Source organism: Streptomyces sp. NPDC060064 (assembly GCF_042736455.1).
GTDB lineage: Bacteria > Actinomycetota > Actinomycetes > Streptomycetales > Streptomycetaceae > Streptomyces.
The window spans coordinates 68,764-86,824 of record NZ_JBHWWF010000017.1; the positions used below are offsets into that span (position 1 = coordinate 68,764).

General features: G+C 68.9%; 16 protein-coding genes. 2 read left to right on the top strand and 14 right to left on the bottom strand.

Annotation, left to right across the window (positions count from 1 at the left end; all coding sequences use genetic code 11):
- Positions 1-6 precede the first annotated feature (6 nt).
- The 11 genes from nuoK to ACFWDI_RS21165 form a co-directional block, all read right to left on the bottom strand.
- Complete coding sequence (nuoK, locus tag ACFWDI_RS21115) at positions 7-306, bottom strand: NADH-quinone oxidoreductase subunit NuoK (RefSeq protein WP_069927518.1); 300 nt, start codon at positions 304-306, stop codon at positions 7-9.
- Positions 303-1,157: an NADH-quinone oxidoreductase subunit J gene (locus tag ACFWDI_RS21120; RefSeq protein ID WP_385305942.1), complete on the bottom strand. Its 855-nt coding sequence runs from the start codon at positions 1,155-1,157 to the stop codon at positions 303-305. The genes nuoK and ACFWDI_RS21120 overlap by 4 nt, the downstream gene beginning before the upstream one ends.
- Positions 1,154-1,741 (bottom strand): NADH-quinone oxidoreductase subunit NuoI, encoded by a 588-nt coding sequence (gene nuoI, locus ACFWDI_RS21125; RefSeq protein WP_385305944.1) that lies wholly within the window; start codon positions 1,739-1,741, stop codon positions 1,154-1,156. The genes ACFWDI_RS21120 and nuoI overlap by 4 nt, the downstream gene beginning before the upstream one ends.
- Positions 1,734-3,131, bottom strand: a complete 1,398-nt coding sequence (gene nuoH, locus ACFWDI_RS21130; protein WP_385305945.1) for an NADH-quinone oxidoreductase subunit NuoH — start codon at positions 3,129-3,131, stop codon at positions 1,734-1,736. The genes nuoI and nuoH overlap by 8 nt, the downstream gene beginning before the upstream one ends.
- Before the next feature lie 112 nt (positions 3,132-3,243).
- Positions 3,244-5,745 carry an NADH-quinone oxidoreductase subunit G gene (locus ACFWDI_RS21135; RefSeq protein ID WP_385305947.1) on the bottom strand — a complete coding sequence of 834 codons (2,502 nt, stop codon included), beginning with the start codon at positions 5,743-5,745 and terminating at the stop codon, positions 3,244-3,246.
- A gap of 97 nt (positions 5,746-5,842) precedes the next feature.
- The gene (gene nuoF, locus ACFWDI_RS21140) at positions 5,843-7,192 is read right to left on the bottom strand and encodes an NADH-quinone oxidoreductase subunit NuoF (RefSeq protein ID WP_327325414.1); all 1,350 of its coding nucleotides are present in this window, start codon (positions 7,190-7,192) and stop codon (positions 5,843-5,845) included.
- Positions 7,192-8,004, bottom strand: a complete 813-nt coding sequence (gene nuoE / locus ACFWDI_RS21145) for an NADH-quinone oxidoreductase subunit NuoE (protein ID WP_385306088.1) — start codon at positions 8,002-8,004, stop codon at positions 7,192-7,194. Before nuoE ends, nuoF begins: the two co-directional genes overlap by 1 nt.
- 17 nt (positions 8,005-8,021) lie before the next feature.
- A complete protein-coding gene (locus ACFWDI_RS21150; RefSeq protein WP_385305948.1) occupies positions 8,022-9,356 on the bottom strand; it encodes an NADH-quinone oxidoreductase subunit D in 1,335 nt (444 codons plus the stop codon).
- Positions 9,356-10,072, bottom strand: coding sequence for an NADH-quinone oxidoreductase subunit C (locus ACFWDI_RS21155; protein ID WP_385305949.1), 717 nt, complete (start codon positions 10,070-10,072; stop codon positions 9,356-9,358). Before ACFWDI_RS21155 ends, ACFWDI_RS21150 begins: the two co-directional genes overlap by 1 nt.
- Positions 10,069-10,623, bottom strand: coding sequence for a NuoB/complex I 20 kDa subunit family protein (locus ACFWDI_RS21160; RefSeq protein WP_385305951.1), 555 nt, complete (start codon positions 10,621-10,623; stop codon positions 10,069-10,071). Before ACFWDI_RS21160 ends, ACFWDI_RS21155 begins: the two co-directional genes overlap by 4 nt.
- A gap of 19 nt (positions 10,624-10,642) precedes the next feature.
- Positions 10,643-11,002 carry an NADH-quinone oxidoreductase subunit A gene (locus tag ACFWDI_RS21165; protein ID WP_030494815.1) on the bottom strand — a complete coding sequence of 120 codons (360 nt, stop codon included), beginning with the start codon at positions 11,000-11,002 and terminating at the stop codon, positions 10,643-10,645.
- Positions 11,003-11,694: 692 nt separating this feature from the next.
- Here ACFWDI_RS21165 and ACFWDI_RS21170 point away from each other — a divergent pair.
- The gene (locus ACFWDI_RS21170) at positions 11,695-12,489 is read left to right on the top strand and encodes a C40 family peptidase (RefSeq protein WP_385305953.1); all 795 of its coding nucleotides are present in this window, start codon (positions 11,695-11,697) and stop codon (positions 12,487-12,489) included.
- A gap of 131 nt (positions 12,490-12,620) precedes the next feature.
- Here the strand turns inward: ACFWDI_RS21170 and ACFWDI_RS21175 are convergent, their stop codons facing one another.
- The gene (locus ACFWDI_RS21175; protein ID WP_385305954.1) at positions 12,621-13,904 is read right to left on the bottom strand and encodes a geranylgeranyl reductase family protein; all 1,284 of its coding nucleotides are present in this window, start codon (positions 13,902-13,904) and stop codon (positions 12,621-12,623) included.
- A gap of 99 nt (positions 13,905-14,003) precedes the next feature.
- Between ACFWDI_RS21175 and ACFWDI_RS21180 the strand changes: the two genes are divergently transcribed.
- Positions 14,004-14,522 carry a GNAT family N-acetyltransferase gene (locus ACFWDI_RS21180; RefSeq protein ID WP_327325401.1) on the top strand — a complete coding sequence of 173 codons (519 nt, stop codon included), beginning with the start codon at positions 14,004-14,006 and terminating at the stop codon, positions 14,520-14,522.
- Positions 14,523-14,531: 9 nt separating this feature from the next.
- Here the strand turns inward: ACFWDI_RS21180 and ACFWDI_RS21185 are convergent, their stop codons facing one another.
- Both ACFWDI_RS21185 and ACFWDI_RS21190 read right to left on the bottom strand, forming a co-directional pair.
- Positions 14,532-16,994, bottom strand: coding sequence for a zinc ribbon domain-containing protein (locus ACFWDI_RS21185; protein ID WP_385305956.1), 2,463 nt, complete (start codon positions 16,992-16,994; stop codon positions 14,532-14,534).
- Between the two features lie 154 nt (positions 16,995-17,148).
- On the bottom strand, positions 17,149-18,060 hold the full coding sequence (locus tag ACFWDI_RS21190) for a glutaminase (protein WP_385305958.1): 912 nt from the start codon (positions 18,058-18,060) through the stop codon (positions 17,149-17,151).
- Position 18,061 lies beyond the last annotated feature (1 nt).

An 18,061-nucleotide genomic window follows, 5' to 3' on the forward strand; every position in this document is an offset into this window, starting at 1 on the left:
GACCCCTTACAGCTTCATCAGGCTGGCGTCGTCGACCGAGGCCGAGTGGCGGGAGCGGAACAGCGACACGATGATCGCGAGCCCGACCACGACCTCCGCGGCGGCGACGACCATCGTGAAGAAGGCGATGATCTGGCCGTCGAGATTGCCGTGCATCCGGGAAAAGGCGACGAACGCGAGGTTGCAGGCGTTGAGCATCAGCTCGACGCACATGAAGACGACAATCGCGTTCCGCCGGATCAGCACCCCGGCGGCGCCGATGGTGAACAACAGCGCCGCGAGATACAGATAGTTGACGGGATTCACTTCGCGACCTCCCCTTTGTGCGATGGCTGCGACTGCTGCGATCCCGGCGATTCCTGGTCCCGTCCGAGCCGCTCCTCCGAGCGCTGCTCCAGCGCCTTGAGGTCGTTCAGCGCGTCGCTCGACACATCGCGGATCTGGCCGCGCTCCCGCAGCGTCTTGCTGACGGTGAGCGCGGACGTGGTGCCGTCCGGCAGCAGACCGGGGATGTCCACGGCGTTGTGCCGGGCGTAGACACCGGGCGCGGGCAGCGGCGGCAGTTGCTTGCCGCGTACGCGCTCCTCGGACATCTCCCGCTGTGTCTTGGCACGCTCGGTGCGCTCCCGGTGCGTGAGCACCATCGCGCCGACGGCCGCCGTGATCAGCAGCGCGCCGGTGATCTCGAAGGCGAAGACGTACTTGGTGAAGATGAGCCGGGCGAGTCCCTCGACATTGCCGCCGTGTGCGCTGTTGGCCGGACCGAGCCCGTTGAAGGTCTTCAGCGAGGCATTGCCGATTCCGGCGATCAGCAGCACACCGAAGCCGAGCCCGCAGGCAGCGGCCCACCAGCGCTGGCCCTTCAGCGTCTCCTTGAGCGAGTCGGCGGCGGTGACACCGACCAGCATGACAACGAAGAGGAACAGCATCATGATCGCGCCGGTGTAGACGATGATCTGGACGACACCGAGGAAGTACGCGCCGTTGGCGAGGTAGAAGACCGCCAGGATGATCATGGTTCCGGCGAGACTCAGCGCACTGTGCACGGCCCGCTTCATCAGGATCGTGCCGAGCGCCCCGAGGACGGCGATGGTGCCGAGGACCCAGAACTGGAATGCCTCACCCGTCGAAGTGGTGGAGGCGGCAAGCGTGTTCATACGTCCACCTCCTCGCCCTTCTCCCCCTTGGAGACGGCGACCTGCTGGACCGTGCCGGGAGCGGCTTCGGTGACCAGGCCCCGGTAGTAGTCCTGCTCGTCCGTGCCCGGGAAGATCGAGTGCGGGGAGTCGACCATGCCCTCGTCGAGTCCGGCGAGCAGCTGCTCCTTCGTATAGATGAGGTTTTCCCGGCTGCTGTCGGCCAGTTCGAACTCGTTGGTCATCGTCAGCGCCCGGGTCGGGCAGGCTTCGATGCACAGTCCGCACAGAATGCAGCGGGCGTAGTTGATCTGGTAGACGCGGCCGTAGCGCTCTCCCGGGGAGTAGCGCTCCTCGTCGGTGTTCTCCGCGCCCTCCACATAGATCGCGTCCGCCGGACAGGCCCAGGCGCACAGCTCGCATCCGATGCACTTCTCGAGCCCGTCGGGATGGCGGTTGAGCTGGTGCCGGCCGTGGAAGCGCGGCGCCGTGATCTTCTGCTGCTCCGGGTACTGCTCGGTCAGCCGCTTCTTGAACATGGCCTTGAAGGTCACGCCGAAGCCGGCAACCGGATTCTCGAACTTGTTCTCGGATTCCTCAGACACCGTCAGCCTCCTTTCCGTCACCAGGACCGTCACTCGCAGTATCTGATCCACCACTGACAATCAACTCGCGCTCACGGCGCGGCCGTCGACGGGGCACGGGCGGGAGGGTCTGTCCCGGCAGCGGCGGTACGGGGAAACCGCCCGCCATCGGGTCGAAGGCCGGCGGCTCGCCCTTGGCGGCCTCCGCCTCCTTCTCCTTCTTGCCGCGGAACATGTCGGCGACGAAGGAGAGCAGCAGCACCGCGATCACCGCGCCGCCGACGTACAGCACGATCTGCTGGAAGTCGTAGTTCTCGTTCCGCAGCGCCCGTACGGTCGCCACCAGCATCAGCCAGACCACCGATACCGGGATCAGGACCTTCCAGCCGAGCTTCATCAGCTGGTCGTAGCGGACCCGGGGCAGCGTGCCGCGCAGCCAGATGAAGAAGAACAGCAGCAGCTGGACCTTGATGACGAACCAGAGCATCGGCCACCAGCCGTGGTTCGCGCCCTCCCAGAAAGTGGAGACCGGGTACGGGACCCGCCAGCCGCCCAGGAAGAGGGTGACCGAGACCGCCGAGACGGTGACCATGTTGACGTACTCGGCCAGCATGAACATCGCGAACTTGATCGAGCTGTACTCGGTGTTGAAGCCGCCGACGAGGTCGCCCTCGGACTCCGGCATGTCGAAGGGGGCGCGGTTGGTCTCGGCCACCATCGTGACGATGTAGATGATGAAGGAGACCGGCAGCAGGATGATGTACCAGCGGTCCGCCTGCGCCTCGACGATCTTCGAGGTCGACATCGACCCGGAGTAGAGGAAGACGGAGGCGAAGGCCGCGCCCATGGCGATCTCGTACGAGATCATCTGCGCGCAGGAGCGGAGTCCGCCGAGCAGCGGGTACGTCGAGCCCGACGACCAGCCGGCGAGGACGATGCCGTAGATGCCGACCGAGGCGACCGCGAGGATGTAGAGCATCGCGATCGGCAGGTCGGTGAGCTGCATCGTGGTGCGGTGGCCGAGGATCGAGATCTCGTTGCCGGCCGGACCGAAGGGGATCACGGCGATCGCCATGAAGGCCGGGATCGCGGCGACGATCGGCGCGAGGACATAGACGACCTTGTCCGCGCGCTTGACGATGACGTCTTCCTTCAGCATCAGCTTGATGCCGTCGGCGAGGGACTGGAGCATGCCCCAGGGCCCGTGCCGGTTGGGGCCGATGCGCAGCTGCATCCAGGCGACGACCTTGCGCTCCCACACGATGGAGAAGAGCACGGTGATCATCAGGAAGGCGAAGCAGAACACTGCCTTGATGACGACGAGCCACCAGGGGTCGTGCCCGAACATCGAGAGATCCTCGGCGGCGAGGACGCTCCGCTGGGCTTCCGCGATATGGGCGAGGGCAGTCACGCTCGCACCTCCGTTGCGGGGACGGCCAGGGCTGCGCCCGGCCTGACGACGTGGGTACGGGGCCGGGCGACCGCGTTGCGCGGCCCGCGGCCCGCGACCGCGGTGAGGGCGGTCATGACTGGACCTCCGCTGCGTCGTTCGCGGCGGCCGCCGGGCCGATGCGGACGAGCTGTCCGGGGACGGCGCCGGTGTCCGAAGTGACGCCGCCGCCCACGGAGTTCAGCGGCAGCCACACCACCCGGTCGGGCATCTCGCTCACCTGGAGCGGGAGCCGGACCGAGCCGGCCGGGCCGCTGACGGCCAGGACGTCGCCGTCCTTGACACCCGTCTCGGCCGCTGTCGCCGCGGAGAGCCGGGCGACCGCCGCATGGCGAGTGCCCGCCAGCGCCTCGTCGCCCTGCTGCAGCAGACCCTGGTCGAGCAGCAGCCGGTGTCCCGCGAGGACCGCCTCGCCCTCGCCCGGTCGGGGCAGGGACTGCGCGGACTCCGTCGGCTCGGTGGCCCGGGGGCCCTGCCAGCTGCCGAGCCGGTCGAGCTCCGTGCGTACGGACTTGAGGTCCGGCAGCCCGAAGCTGACGTCGAGCGCGTCCGCGAGCATGTGCAGCACCCGCGCGTCGGTCGGCGCCAGGCGGCGGGTCATCTGCTCGGGCTTGAGCGCGGCCTCGAACAGCCTCGCCCTGCCCTCCCAGTTGAGGAACGTGCCCGGCTTCTCGGCGACGGCCGCGACCGGGAAGACCACGTCCGCCCGCTCGGTGACCTCGCTCGGCCGCAGCTCCAGAGAGACCAGGAAGCCGACCGCGTCGAGTGCCGCGCGTGCGCGTGCCGGGTCGGGCAGGTCCGCGACCTCGACGCCCGCCACCAGCAGCGCGCCCAGTTCGCCGGTGGCCGCGGCCTCGACGATCTGGCCGGTGTCGCGGCCGTAGCGGTGCGGGAGTTCGCGTACGCGCCAGGCCGCCGCGGTCTCCTCACGGGCCCGCGGGTCGGTGGCCGGGCGGCCGCCGGGCAGCAGCGAGGGGATCGCGCCCGCCTCGATGGCGCCGCGCTCACCCGCCCTGCGCGGGATCCACACCAGCTGGGCACCGGTCGCGGTGGCGGCCCGTGCGGCGGCGGTGAGTCCGCCTGGCACGGCCGCGAGCCGCTCGCCGACCACGATCACCGCGCCTGCGGAGCGCAGCGCCTCGGCCGCCTTCGCGCCGTCGCCCTCCAGACCGGTGCCGGCCGCCAGCGCGTTCAGCCACTCGGTCTCGGTGCCGGGGGCGGCGGCCAGCAGCGTGCCGCCCGCCTTCGCCAGACCCCGGGTGGCGTGCGTGGCCAGGGCGAAGGTGCGCTGGCCGTGCTTGCGATGCGCCTTGCGCAGCCGCAGGAAGACGCCGGGCGCCTCCTCCTCGGACTCGAACCCGGCCAGCAGTACGGCCGGGGCCTTCTCCAGGGAGGTGTAGGTGACGCCGCTGCCGTCCAGATCGCGGCCCTGCCCGGCGACGCGGGCGGCCAGGAAGTCGGCCTCCTCGCTGCTGTGCACGCGCGCCCGGAAGTCGACGTCATTGGTGTCGAGGGCGACCCGCGCGAACTTGGCGTACGCATAGGAGTCCTCGACGGTGAGCCGGCCGCCCACGAGGACACCGGCCCGGCCGCGGGCCCCGCTCAGCCCGCGGGCCGCCGCCTCCAGCGCCTCCGGCCAGCTCGCCGGTTCCAGGACGCCTTCGTCATTGCGTACGAGAGGGGTGGTGAGCCGGTCCGGCTTCTGCGCGTAACGGAAGCCGAAGCGCCCCTTGTCGCAGAGCCACTCCTCGTTGACCTCGGGGTCATCCGCCGCGAGGCGCCGCATGACCTTGCCGCGCCGGTGGTCGGTGCGGGTCGCGCAGCCGCCGGCGCAGTGCTCGCACACGCTCGGCGACGAGACCAGGTCGAAGGGGCGGGAGCGGAATCGGTACGCCGCCGAGGTCAGCGCGCCCACCGGGCAGATCTGGATGGTGTTGCCGGAGAAGTACGACTCGAAGGGGTCACCCTCACCCGTGCCGACCTGCTGGAGGGCGCCCCGCTCGATCAGCTCGATCATCGGGTCGCCCGCGACCTGGTTGGAGAAGCGGGTGCAGCGGGCGCAGAGCACGCACCGCTCACGGTCGAGCAGCACCTGTGTGGAGATCGGCACGGGCTTCTCGTATGTGCGCTTGCGGCCCTCGAAGCGGGTGTCCGGGTCGCCCACCTGCATGGCCTGGTTCTGCAGGGGGCATTCGCCGCCCTTGTCGCAGACCGGGCAGTCCAGCGGGTGGTTGATCAGCAGCAGCTCCATCACACCGCGCTGGGCCTTCTCGGCGACCGGCGAGGTGAGCTGCGACTTGACGACCATGCCGTCGGTGCAGGTGATGGTGCAGGACGCCATCGGCTTGCGCTGGCCCTCGACCTCGACGATGCACTGGCGGCAGGCGCCGACCGGGTCGAGGAGGGGGTGGTCGCAGAACCGCGGGATCTCGATGCCCAGCAGTTCGGCGGCCCGGATGACCAGCGTGCCCTTGGGGACGGAGATCTCGATGCCGTCGATCGTCAGCGAGACAAGATCTTCCGGCGGAACGGCCGCGCTGCCGCCTCCGGCGGGGTTGGACGTCGTGACGGTCATGCCCGTACCTCCGCACGAGGTGAGTCGGACTGCGGTGCTTCGCCCGCAGGGCGGTGGGCGGCGAAGCCGCGGCCGGGGCTCGACGCATACGCCTCAGTCATGCGTTCACCTCCAGGTGCTTGTCGGCCCAGACGGTCGACTTGGCAGGGTCGAAGGGGCAGCCCTTGCCGGTGATGTGCTGCTCGTACTCCTCGCGGAAGTACTTGAGCGAGGAGAAGATGGGGGACGCGGCACCGTCGCCCAGCGCGCAGAAGGACTTGCCGTTGATGTTGTCGGCGATGTCGTTGAGCTTGTCGAGATCGGACATGACGCCCTTGCCGGCCTCGATGTCGCGCAGCAGTTGCACCAGCCAGTACGTGCCTTCGCGGCAAGGAGTGCACTTGCCGCAGGACTCGTGGGCGTAGAACTCGGTCCACCGCGTCACGGCCCGTACGACACACGTGGTCTCGTCGAAGCACTGCAGCGCCTTGGTGCCGAGCATCGAACCGGCCGCGCCGACGCCCTCGTAGTCCAGCGGGACATCGAGGTGCTCGTCGGTGAACATCGGGGTCGAAGAGCCGCCCGGCGTCCAGAACTTGAGGCGGTGCCCGGCCCTGATCCCGCCGCTCATGTCGAGCAGCTGGCGCAGCGTGATGCCGAGCGGGGCCTCGTACTGGCCGGGGTTGGTGACATGGCCGCTGAGCGAGTAAAGCGTGAAGCCCGGGGACTTCTCGCTGCCCATCGACTTGAACCAGTCCTTGCCGCGTTGGAGGATCGCGGGAACGGAGGCGATGGACTCGACGTTGTTCACCACAGTGGGGCACGCGTAGAGACCGGCGACCGCGGGGAAGGGAGGTCGCAGCCGGGGCTGGCCGCGACGGCCCTCCAGGGAGTCCAGCAGCGCGGTCTCCTCACCGCAGATGTACGCGCCCGCGCCCGCGTGCACGGTGAGTTCGAGGTCGAGTCCGCTGCCGAGAACGTTCTTGCCGAGGTAGCCCGCCTCGTACGCCTCGCGCACGGCTTCGTGCAGCCGTCGCAGTACGGGGACGACTTCACCGCGCAGATAGATGAACGCGTGATTCGACCGGATCGCATAGCAGGCGATCACGATCCCCTCGATGAGGGAGTGCGGGTTGGCGAAGAGGAGCGGGATGTCCTTGCAGGTCCCGGGCTCCGACTCGTCGGCGTTGACAACAAGATAGTGCGGCTTTCCGTCGCCCTGCGGAATGAACTGCCACTTCATTCCGGTGGGGAAGCCGGCGCCGCCGCGGCCGCGCAGTCCGGAGTCCTTGACGTACGCGATGAGGTCGTCGGGCGACATGGCCAGCGCCTTGCGCAGCCCCTCGTACCCCTCGTGCCGCCGGTAGGTGTCCAGCGTCCAGGGCTCCGCCTCGTCCCAGAAGGCGGAGAGGACCGGCGCGAGGAGCTTCTCGGGGCTCGTCTCGTTGAGCTCGGGTGCCAAGGTCATCACTCCCCCTCCTCGGCTGCGGGCCCCGCCGGGTGCGCGGGGTCGGAGTCCGAGGTCTGCTGTGGCGCGTCGTGCGAGCTCAGGTGCTCCGACCCGGGCTGCGGGGCATCGTGGGCGACCTCACCGCGCGGGGCGACCACCCGGGCGGCCGGCTGCTCGCCCTTGGCGAGGCGCAGGCCGATCAGCGAGGCGGGTCCGGCCCCGCCGGTCGCCTCGACGGCGCCGGGGCGCCGGTCGGGGAAGCCCGCGAGGATCCGCGCGGTCTCCTTGTACGTACAGAGGGGAGCGCCGCGGGTGGGCTGCACCTGCCGTCCCGCACGCAGATCGTCGACGAGCCGCTTGGCTGTCTCCGGCGTCTGGTTGTCGAAGAACTCCCAGTTGACCATCACCACAGGGGCGAAGTCGCAGGCCGCGTTGCACTCGATGTGCTCGAGGGTGACCTTGCCGTCCCCGGTCGTCTCGTTGTTGCCGACGCCGAGGTGCTCCTTGAGCTCCTCGAAAATGGCGTCGCCGCCCATCACCGCGCAGAGCGTGTTGGTGCAGACCCCGACCTGGTAGTCGCCGGAGGGCTTGCGCCGGTACATCGAGTAGAAGGTGGACACCGCGGTGACCTCGGCAGTGGTCAACTCCAGCATCTCGGCGCAGAACCGGACGCCGGTGCGGGTGACGTACCCCTCCTCCGCCTGCACCAGATGCAGCAGCGGCAGCAGGGCGGACCGGCTGTCGGGGTAGCGGGCGATGATCTCCTTCGCGTCCGCTTCGAGCCTGGCACGCACATCGGCCGGGTAGTCGGGGGCGGGGAGCTGTGGCATCCCCAGGCTGATGTCTGTCACCGGTCGACGCCTCCCATCACGGGGTCGATGGACGCGACGGCGACGATGACGTCGGCGACCTGGCCGCCCTCGCACATCGCCGCCATGGCCTGCAGATTGGTGAAGGACGGGTCCCGGAAGTGGACCCGGTAGGGGCGGGTGCCGCCGTCGCTCACGACATGGACGCCGAGTTCGCCCTTGGGCGATTCGACCGCGGCGTACGCCTGTCCGGCCGGGACCCGGAAGCCCTCGGTCACCAGCTTGAAGTGATGGATCAGGGCCTCCATGGAGGTGCCCATGATCTTCTTGATGTGGTCGAGGGAGTTGCCGAGCCCGTCGGGGCCGAGGGCGAGCTGCGCGGGCCAGGCGATCTTCTTGTCGGCGACCATCACCGGTCCCGGCTCGAGCCGGTCCAGGCACTGCTCGACGATGCGCAGCGACTGCCGCATCTCCTCCAGGCGGATCAGGAAGCGGCCGTACGCGTCGCAGCTGTCGGCGGTCGGGACGTCGAACTCGTACGTCTCGTAACCGCAGTAGGGGTCGGTCTTGCGCAGATCGTGGGCGAGACCGGCGGAGCGCAGGATCGGTCCGGTCGCGCCGAGCGCCAGGCAGCCGGTCAGATCGAGATAGCCGATGTCCTGCATACGGGCCTTGAAGATGGGGTTGCCGGTGGCGAGCTTGTCGTACTCCGGCAGGTTCTTCTTCATCGTCTTCACGAACTCGCGAAGCTGGTCGATGGCGCCGGGCGGCAGGTCCTGCGCGAGTCCGCCGGGCCGGATGAAGGCGTGGTTCATCCGCAGGCCGGTGATCAACTCATAGATGTCGAGAATCAGTTCACGATCCCGGAATCCGTAGATCATGATCGTGGTGGCGCCGAGCTCCATACCTCCTGTGGCGATGCACACCAGGTGGGAGGAGAGCCGGTTGAGCTCCATCAGCAGGACGCGGATGATCGTCGCCCGGTCCGGGATCTCGTCGGTGATGCCGAGCAGCTTCTCCACGCCCAGGCAGTACGCCGCCTCGTTGAAGAACGGCGTCAGATAATCCATGCGCGTGACGAAGGTGGTGCCCTGCACCCAGGTCCGGTACTCGAGGTTTTTCTCGATGCCGGTGTGCAGATAGCCGATGCCGCAGCGGGCCTCGGTGACCGTCTCGCCGTCGATCTCCAGGATCAGCCGGAGCACACCGTGCGTGGAGGGGTGCTGCGGGCCCATGTTGACGACGATCCGCTCGTCGTCGGCCTTGGCCGCGGACTGGACGACCTCGTCCCAGTCGCCGCCGGTGACCGTATATACGGTCCCCTCGGTGGTCTCGCGGGCGGAAGCGGGGGAAGTTCCCTGTGAAGCAGACATCAGCTGTACGACCTCCGCTGGTCCGGAGCCGGGATCTGGGCGCCCTTGTACTCGACGGCGATGCCGCCGAGCGGATAGTCCTTGCGCTGCGGGAAGCCCTGCCAGTCGTCCGGCATCATGATCCGGGTGAGGGCGGGGTGGCCGTCGAAGACGAGCCCGAAGAAGTCGTACATCTCGCGCTCGTGCCAGTCGTTGGTCGGATAGACCGTGACCAGGGACGGCACATGCGGGTCGCTGTCCGGTGCGGAGACCTCGAGGCGGATCAGCCGGCCGTGGGTGAGCGAGCGCAGATGGTAGACGGCGTGCAGCTCGCGGCCCTTGTCCTCGAGGTAGTGGACGCCACAGACGCCCGTACAGAGCTCGAAGCGCAGGGCCGGGTCGTCGCGCAGGGTCTGCGCCACGGTGAGCAGATGCTCGCGGGCGATGTGGAAGGTGAGCTCGCCGCGGTCGACGACCGTCTTCTCGATGGCGTTCTCGGGGACGAGGCCCTGCTCCTCCAGTGCGCCTTCGAGCTCGTCGGCGACCTCGTCGAAGTAGCCGCCGTAGGGGCGGTGGGAGGCGCCCGGCAGGGTCACCGTCCTGACGAGACCGCCGTAGCCACTCGTATCGCCGCCGTTGCCTGCGCCGAACATGCCCTTGCGTACGCCGATGACGTCGCCGGACTCGTCCCGTGGCGCAGGGACGTTGTTACCGTTGGTGTTCTTGCTCTCACTCACTGGAGCAGCCCCTTCATCTCGATGGTGGGGAGCGCCTTGAGGGCCGCCTCCTCCGCCTCGCGGGCCGCTTCCTCCGCGTTCACGCCGAGCTTGGAGGTCTGGATCTTGTGGTGCAGCTTGAGAATCGCGTCGATCAGCATCTCGGGACGCGGCGGGCAGCCAGGCAAATAGATGTCGACAGGGACAATGTGATCAACACCCTGCACAATCGCGTAATTGTTGAACATTCCGCCCGATGAGGCGCAAACGCCCATGGAAATGACCCACTTGGGATTGGGCATCTGGTCGTAGACCTGCCGCAGGACGGGCGCCATCTTCTGGCTCACCCGGCCGGCGACGATCATCAGGTCGGCCTGGCGCGGCGATCCGCGGAAGACCTCCATGCCGAAGCGGGCCAGGTCGTAGCGGCCGGCGCCGGTCGTCATCATCTCGATGGCGCAGCAGGCCAGACCGAAGGTCGCCGGGAAGACGGATGATTTGCGCACCCAGCCCGCGGCCTGTTCGACGGTGGTCAGCAGAAAACCGCTCGGCAGCTTCTCTTCGATTCCCATTGGTGTGCCCCTCAGCCCCTCAGTCCCATTCCAGGCCGCCGCGCCGCCATACATACGCGTAGGCGACGAAGACGGTGAGCACGAAGAGCAGCATCTCCACGAGCCCGAAAAGCCCCAGGGCGTCGAAGGTGACCGCCCAGGGGTAGAGGAAGACGATCTCGATGTCGAAGACGATGAAGAGCATCGCCGTCAGGTAGTACTTGATGGGAAAGCGGCCGCCTCCGGCCGGCGTAGGGGTCGGCTCGATGCCGCACTCGTACGCCTCTAGTTTTGCCCGGTTGTAGCGCTTTGGGCCGATAAGCGTGGCCATGACCACGGAGAAGATCGCAAACCCTGCCCCGAGGGCGCCGAGCACAAGGATGGGCGCGTAAGCATTCACCCTCCTCGCTCCTTCCAGTCGTCCTTGACCGTTGGACCGCACCGGGCATCCGTCTCGCTGCCTCGCGAAGATCGTGTACATGTGAGGCAGTTCACAAGCCCGACTGCTCCGCATCCTATGCCTGCCGGTCTGTGATCTGCGACACGGGGTACGACAACGTCTTTGTGATCTCCACCACCCGGCGAACGATCATGAAGTCGGATGAGCGGTGATCTTCATACGCGAAGCGCCCGAGTGGTTACCAGACGTGACATCCGGTGGTGTTACCGCTGGTCGGAGGGCATGCGCCCTATCAAGTGGTGGCCCGTACAGGCAAATTGGCAATGGGCCGCATCGGGTGATAGTGGACTCCGCGTCACCCACCCGAGGGACCCGCGCGGATCCGGGTGGACGCGTGCTCGCATTCACGAGCTGCCGGACGCCAGGACGTTGACCTTTCTGTGACCTGCACCACTCACGTCATTCATCAATAAAAGGGGGCTTGGCCATCGGCGTGAAGGGATGGTAAGTGCCAGGCAATTCGGACCTTTTACGGAAAGCCCATGATCACAGCCGTGATCTTGCGTGCCCGAATTGCCCGTTACGGCGTCAATAAAGGCCGGAGCAGAGCGGATTCAGACGTTCCGGTCGCAACTGTGGCGCAACACACGTTTCTTGAAGGGAACCGTGAGTACTTGATACCGGTTGTACTCATGTCCCACACCGCTCACATACCCAGCCACCGGAAGCCCCGCCGCAGTGCCTCGAAGTTGGCGCTTCGGGCCGGAGTTGCCGGTGGCGTCCTCAGCACCATCGCGGTGGCCGGAGCTGCCGGGCCGGCGAACGCCGAGCCGGTGACCGAGACCATCGAGATGCCGACGCTCACGTCCGGCCCCTCGCTCTCCGCCGCCGTCTCGCAGTCCGCCGAGGCCACTCAGGAGATCGCGCTCGACCTCGAGTTGCAGGCCCAGGAGAACGCCGCCGCCGTCAAGGCCGCGCAGGCCGCCAAGAAGGCCAAGGCCGAGGCGGACCGCAAGGCCGAGGCCAAGGAGAAGTCCGAGGCGAAGAAGCGCGCCGACGCCGAGGCACAGCGCGCCTCCCGGTCGTCCGAGCGCACCACGCTCTCCGCGTCCTCCAACACCTCGAACGCCACGGGCTCCGCCGCGACCGTCGTCGCCTTCCTCAAGGCACAGCTCGGCGACGCCTACGTCATGGGCGCCACCGGACCCAACTCGTGGGACTGCTCCAGCCTCGTCCAGGCCGCCTTCCGGCAGGTCGGCGTCGACCTGCCCCGCGTCTCCCAGGACCAGTCGGTGGCCGGCACCCAGGTGGGCACCAGCAACCTCCAGATCGGCGACATCCTCTACTGGGGCGGCGCCGGTTCCGCGTACCACGTCGGTGTCTACATCGGCGACGGCCAGTACCTCGACGCCGCCAACCCCGGCAAGGGCGTCGTGATCCAGGACCTGTCGGGCTACCCGGCGAGCGGCGCGGTCCGCGTTCTCTGACCGCCCACGCACTGGCGGCACGCTTCGAAGGGCCGCGGCTCCCCCGCTCGGGGGTGGAGCCGCGGCCCTTCGTCCGTTCACCCGGGTATGCGCCGCCGGTCGCAGCATGCCGCGACCGGCAGTGGGCCGTATCAGGCCTTCGGGGCCACCTTCGAGAGCCCGTTGATGATCCGGTCCATCGCGTCGCCGCCCGTCGGGTCGGTGAGGTTGGCCAGCATCTTCAGCGTGAACTTCATCAGCAGCGGGTGCGTCAGACCGCGCTGCGTCGCGATCTTCATGACCTTCGGGTTGCCGATGAGCTTCACGAAGGCGCGGCCCAGGGTGTAGTAGCCGCCGTACGTGTCCTTGAGGATCTTCGGGTAGCGGTGCAGCGCCAGCTCCCGCTGCGCCGGGGTCTGCCGGGCATGCGCCTGCACGATCACGTCGGCGGCGATCTGGCCGGACTCCATGGCGTACGCGATGCCCTCGCCGTTGAACGGGTTGACCAGGCCGCCCGCGTCGCCGACCAGCAGCAGGCCCTTGGTGTAGTGCGGCTGACGGTTGAACGCCATCGGGAGCGCGGCGCCGCGGATCGGCATCGTCATGTTCTCCTCGGTGTAGCCCCAGTCCTCCGGCATCGAGGCACACCAGGCCTTCAGCACCTCGCGCCAGTCCAGCTCCTTGAAGGCGGCGGAGGTGTTCAGTACGCCGAGGCCGACGTTCGAGGTGCCGTCGCCCATGCCGAAGATCCAGCCGTAGCCGGGGAGGAGCCGGTCCTGCGGGCCGCGGCGGTCCCAGAGCTCCAGCCAGGACTCCAGATAGTCGTCGTCGTGGCGCGGCGAGGTGAAGTACGTCCGTACGGCGACACCCATCGGACGGTCCTCGCGGCGGTGCAGCCCCATGGCGAGGGAGAGCCGGGTCGAATTGCCGTCGGCGGCGACGACGAGCGGCGCGTGGAAGGTGACCGGGGTCTTCTCCTCGCCCAGCTTGGCGTTGACGCCGGTGATGCGGCCGGTCCGCTCGTCGATGATCGGGGCCCCGACATTGCACCGCTCGTACAGCCGCGCGCCCGCCTTCTGCGCCTGCCTGGCGAGCTGCTCGTCGAAGTCGTCGCGCTTGCGTACGAGTCCGTAGTCCGGGAAAGAGGCGAGATCCGGCCAGTCGAGCTGGAGCCGCACGCCGCCGCCGATGATCCGCAGGCCCTTGTTGCGCAGCCAGCCGGCTTCCTCGGAGATGTCGATACCCATCGCCACCAGCTGCTTCGTGGCACGCGGGGTGAGGCCGTCACCGCAGACCTTCTCGCGCGGGAAGGCCGTCTTCTCGAGGAGAAGGACGTCGAGCCCCGCCTTGGCCAGGTAGTACGCGGTCGTGGAGCCGGCCGGGCCTGCCCCGACGACGATCACATCGGCAGTCTGTTCCGAGAGGGGCTCGGTCACGGCGGGTTCTCCCGAAGACTCGATATTGCGTACCGAATGGCACAGGACATGTGCAGTCTATGGGGGCGTACTGATCCACAAACTGAAGGGCTCCCCCCTATGAGCAGGCCGCTCCCCGCCGTACAGCTGCGTGTGCCCACCGACGAGGACGCCCTGGCCTGGCACCGGGTCTTCAACGATCCGGAGGTGATGGAGTTCCACGGCGGGAAGGCGGCGGAGCTGTCCGTCTACGAGGAGCTGACCGCCCGGCAGCGCAGACACGACGCCGAGCACGGCTTCTGCTTCTGGACCATGCTCGACGAGGACGGCGAGGTCATCGGCTTCACCGGGGCGCAGCCCTGGCCGCACGAGACCTTCGGCCCGGTCGGCGAGATCGAGATCGGCTGGCGGCTGGCGCGGGCCGCATGGGGCAAGGGGTATGCGACCGCCGCCGCCCGCACCACGCTGGAGCGGGTACGGGCGGCCGGGGTGGAGCGGGTGGTGGCGATGGTGAACGCGCGCAATGAGCGTTCGATCGCGGTGATCCGGCGGCTGGGGATGGAGCTGGCGGAGACGTTCACGACGCCGGTGTCCCAGCAGAAGGGATACCGCTTCCGGCTGGAGCTCCAGCAGCCCTAGCTCAGTGGCTCACTGGCTCACTTTGAAGGTGTTGAGGGCGGTCGAGAAGACCACGTCCTTGGCCGGGTCCCAGAGATCGGCGCGGCCGGCGGCAAGGACCGCGTACTCCGTGCCGTCCGCCGCGACGAACGCCTGGTCGATGACATGGCGCTTCAGGCTGCCCTCGTCCGGCTCGGGGATATGGGTGAACTCCCAGAGCGCGCCCGGCCGTCCCTGATACGTGTTCTGGATCAGCTGCGTGCGCCCGTACTGGGTCTCGGGAGTCTCCAGGTGCTTCTTCTCCAGGGTGAGGAAGTTCTCGTACGAGGTCGTCGGCGTGTTCTTGATGATGCCGATCTGGACATACGAACCGCCTGTGGGGGCTTCGTAGAAGACCTGGCTGCCCGACTGCCGGCGCTTCCAGCCGTCCATCACCGCGACGGTGAACCCGGCGGGGTCCTGCTTCAGCACAAAGCCTTCCGGGACCGTGGCACCGCCCGGCGGAGGTGTCGACGGGCTCGTGGAGGGGGTGGCGGAGGGGCTGCCGGACGGGGTTGCGGAAGGGGACGCCGGGGCCTGTGGGTCCTGCTTCGGGGAAGGGGACTGCGATGCGGCCGGCTGCTTGTTCTTCGCCTCGTCGGACGCGTCTTTGTTCTTCAGCAGCAGCGCCCCGGCCGTCGCGCCACCGCCGATGACGAACGCGGCGGTGAGGGTGGCCGTCCACACGAGGACCTTGCGCTTGCGTTCCGCGGCGGCTGCCGCGGCGGCGGGATCGTGGGCGGCGACTGCCGGTGAGGCTGCCGCGGCAGCGGACGGTGAAGCGGAGAGGTGCACGGTGTGCGGGTCGTACGCGCCGGGGACTTGGGGCTGCGGGACGTACGGAGAGGGCGCGGGCGGGGCGGGCGCCTCGGCCACGAACGGGGTGGCCGGGGCAGCGGGAGCGGCCGGGGCGCCGGGCATGTACGCCGGGCCCGGCCCGTACGCCGGCAGCGGCACCGCCGGCGCCTGCTGACCCATCATCCGCAGCACATACGGGCCGAGGAACGTCGCCGCACCCACCCACAGCAGGCCGAACAGCAACGCATCCGGAACGCTCGGGGCGAACTCCGAAGTGCCCTGGCCGCCCCAGTCCGACATACCGCCCGCCATGTCGGCGGAGACCCCGCTCACGCTCGTGAACAGCAGCACGAGGCCCAGCGAGAAGCCTCCGGCCAGCAGCTGTTCGCGACGGTCCGCCGAGCGGCGGGCCGCCCAGACGCCGAGCGTGAGCGCGCAGACCACACCGAGAGCCACCGCCCCGGCGACCGCGCCACCGCCCCACACATCGCTGATCTCCGGAAGACCGAAGCTGCCGTGCTCCGTGCCGGAGCCGATCAGGCTGAACCGGCCCTGGACGTCGTACTTCACCGGTACGCCCCAGCTCAGCCCGAGCACCGCCAAACCGATGTTCGGCAGGATGGGCAGCGCGATGAGCAGGCCCGTACCGTCCACACCGTCCGCGTTGGCGTACGCGATGAAGCCGACCAGCGAGCAGAGGGCCACGACCACGCCGAGCGCCCGCACCGCCGTCCCCAGGGCGCGCACCGTCGACCGGGCGGCGGGCCGCTGCGCCAGCCACGCGGCGAGGTCGTCGCGCTGGAGCACCCCGGCGGTCACCGCGAGCGAGATCGCCAGCGCGCCGAGCGCGGCAAGCAGCGGGGACGAGGAGATCTCCACGCCCTCGATGTCCGGCTGCGCGAACAGGCCGAGTACCAGCACCACGCCGGTGGCCAACACCGAGATCCGGACGGCCGCTTCCAGCCCGGCACCCCTCGTACGCAGCATCCGCGCACCCAGGAAGAGCGCGCCGATCCACAGCACGGTCACCGTCAGCGGCACCAGCGAGAGCGAGGCGCTGCCCTGCGCGATCGCGTCCATGCCTGAATCGGAGAATCCCGGGGAGCCGGAGCCGGAGGTGCCGGGGAATCCGGAACCGTCGCCGTACATCCCGTCCGAGGAACCGCCGCCGAAGGACCCGGAGCCCGAACCGCCGGAGCCGAACGGCGAGGAGCTGTCCGTGGCCTTCACCTCGAAGCCGCCGCCGAACGCCTGCAGCAGCATCGCGAGCGCGATCCGCAGCCGGTCGCTCCAGCCGACGACGACCTCGTCGTCCTGACCGTACGAGGGGATGGCGAGCGCCACCGCGAGCGCCAGCAGCAGTCCGGCCGGCCAGGCGGCGGCCTTCGCCGAGGCGAGCCAGTCACCGCGGAACGCCCGGCCGAGGAACGCCCCGACGGGCGATGGCTGGGCGGGCGCCGGCGCGTAGGCGGGCGCGGCCGGCTGAGCGGCGGGCAGGGCCGGGGGAAGAGCCGGAAGCGCGGCGGGCGCGGCCGCCGGAGGCATCGCGGGCGGTGGCGCAGCCGGGGCTTCCGGCAGCCGCTCACGCCCGCATTTCATACAGAAGCGCGCCTCATCCGGGGATGGGTTTCCGCAATGCGGGCAGTACGACGCCATGGGGAGCACTCCGAAGTGACAAGCGGGGACGGGGAGATAAGAAAGCCGTAAACAACTGACTCATCTTCCCCGCCCGCCGGTTCCCGTCAACTCGCGGCTCGTACACGCCGATTCGGGGCACGAGCCTCGGTCTCCGGTCCTTCTCCGCTGCGCCCTAGAAGACCGAGAGCCCGGTCAGCGTCGTGAAGCGGTCCAGCGCCGCCACGCCCACCACCGAGTTGCCGCGTTCGTCGAGGCCCGGGCTCCATACCGACAGCGTGCAGCGCCCCGGCACGACCGCGACGATCCCGCCGCCCACGCCGCTCTTGCCCGGCAGTCCGACCCGGTAAGCGAACTCTCCGGCCGCGTCGTACGTGCCGCAGGTGAGCATCACGGCATTGATCTGCTTGGCCTCGCTGAGGGTCAGCAGGCGGGAGCCGTCGGCGCGCAGCCCGTGGCGGGCCAGGAAGCGGGCCGCCAGGGCCAGATCGGCGCAGCTCATCTCGATCGCGCACTGCCAGAAGTAGTGCTCGAGGAGGGTGGGGACGGGGTTGGTGATGTTGCCGTAGGAGGCCATGAAGTGGGCCAGGGCGGCGTTGCGGTCACCGAACGCGGACTCCGACTCGGCGACCTCCGCGTCGAAGGCCAGCTCCGGGTTCCCGCTCTCCTGTCGCAGGAATTCCAGGAGCTCGCTGCTCGCGTCGCCGGTCAGGGTCTGCAGGCGGTCGGTGACGACGAGCGCGCCCGCGTTGATGAAGGGATTGCGCGGGATCCCGTTCTCGTACTCCAGCTGCACCAGCGAGTTGAAGGGGTTGCCGGAGGGCTCACGGCCGACCCGCTCCCAGAGACTGTCGCCGCCCTGGGCCAGCGCCAGCGCGAGGGTGAAGACCTTGGTGATCGACTGGGCGGAGAAGGGGCGCTGCCAGTCCCCGACTCCGTACACCTTGCCGTCCACATCCGCGAGGGCCATGCCGAAGCGGTGCCGGTCGACGGAGGCGAGTGCCGGGATGTACTCGGCGGGTCTGCCGCTGCCGACCTGTTGTGTGACGTCCTCGGCGATCCGTTCCAGGACGGACTGGTAGTTCATC

Excerpts from the sequence above, each read along its gene's own strand:
- ACFWDI_RS21120 (WP_385305942.1), bottom strand. The coding sequence starts at position 1,157 with ATGAACACGCTTGCCGCCTCCACCACTTCGACGGGTGAGGCATTCCAG.
- ACFWDI_RS21135 (WP_385305947.1), bottom strand. The coding sequence starts at position 5,745 with ATGACCGTCACGACGTCCAACCCCGCCGGAGGCGGCAGCGCGGCCGTT.
- nuoF (WP_327325414.1), bottom strand. The coding sequence starts at position 7,192 with ATGACCTTGGCACCCGAGCTCAACGAGACGAGCCCCGAGAAGCTCCTC.
- nuoE (WP_385306088.1), bottom strand. The coding sequence starts at position 8,004 with ATGCCACAGCTCCCCGCCCCCGACTACCCGGCCGATGTGCGTGCCAGG.
- ACFWDI_RS21150 (WP_385305948.1), bottom strand. The coding sequence starts at position 9,356 with ATGTCTGCTTCACAGGGAACTTCCCCCGCTTCCGCCCGCGAGACCACC.
- ACFWDI_RS21160 (WP_385305951.1), bottom strand. The coding sequence starts at position 10,623 with ATGGGAATCGAAGAGAAGCTGCCGAGCGGTTTTCTGCTGACCACCGTC.
- ACFWDI_RS21170 (WP_385305953.1), top strand. The coding sequence starts at position 11,695 with ATGTCCCACACCGCTCACATACCCAGCCACCGGAAGCCCCGCCGCAGT.
- ACFWDI_RS21180 (WP_327325401.1), top strand. The coding sequence starts at position 14,004 with ATGAGCAGGCCGCTCCCCGCCGTACAGCTGCGTGTGCCCACCGACGAG.
- ACFWDI_RS21185 (WP_385305956.1), bottom strand. The coding sequence starts at position 16,994 with ATGGCGTCGTACTGCCCGCATTGCGGAAACCCATCCCCGGATGAGGCG.
- ACFWDI_RS21190 (WP_385305958.1), bottom strand. The coding sequence starts at position 18,060 with ATGAACTACCAGTCCGTCCTGGAACGGATCGCCGAGGACGTCACACAA.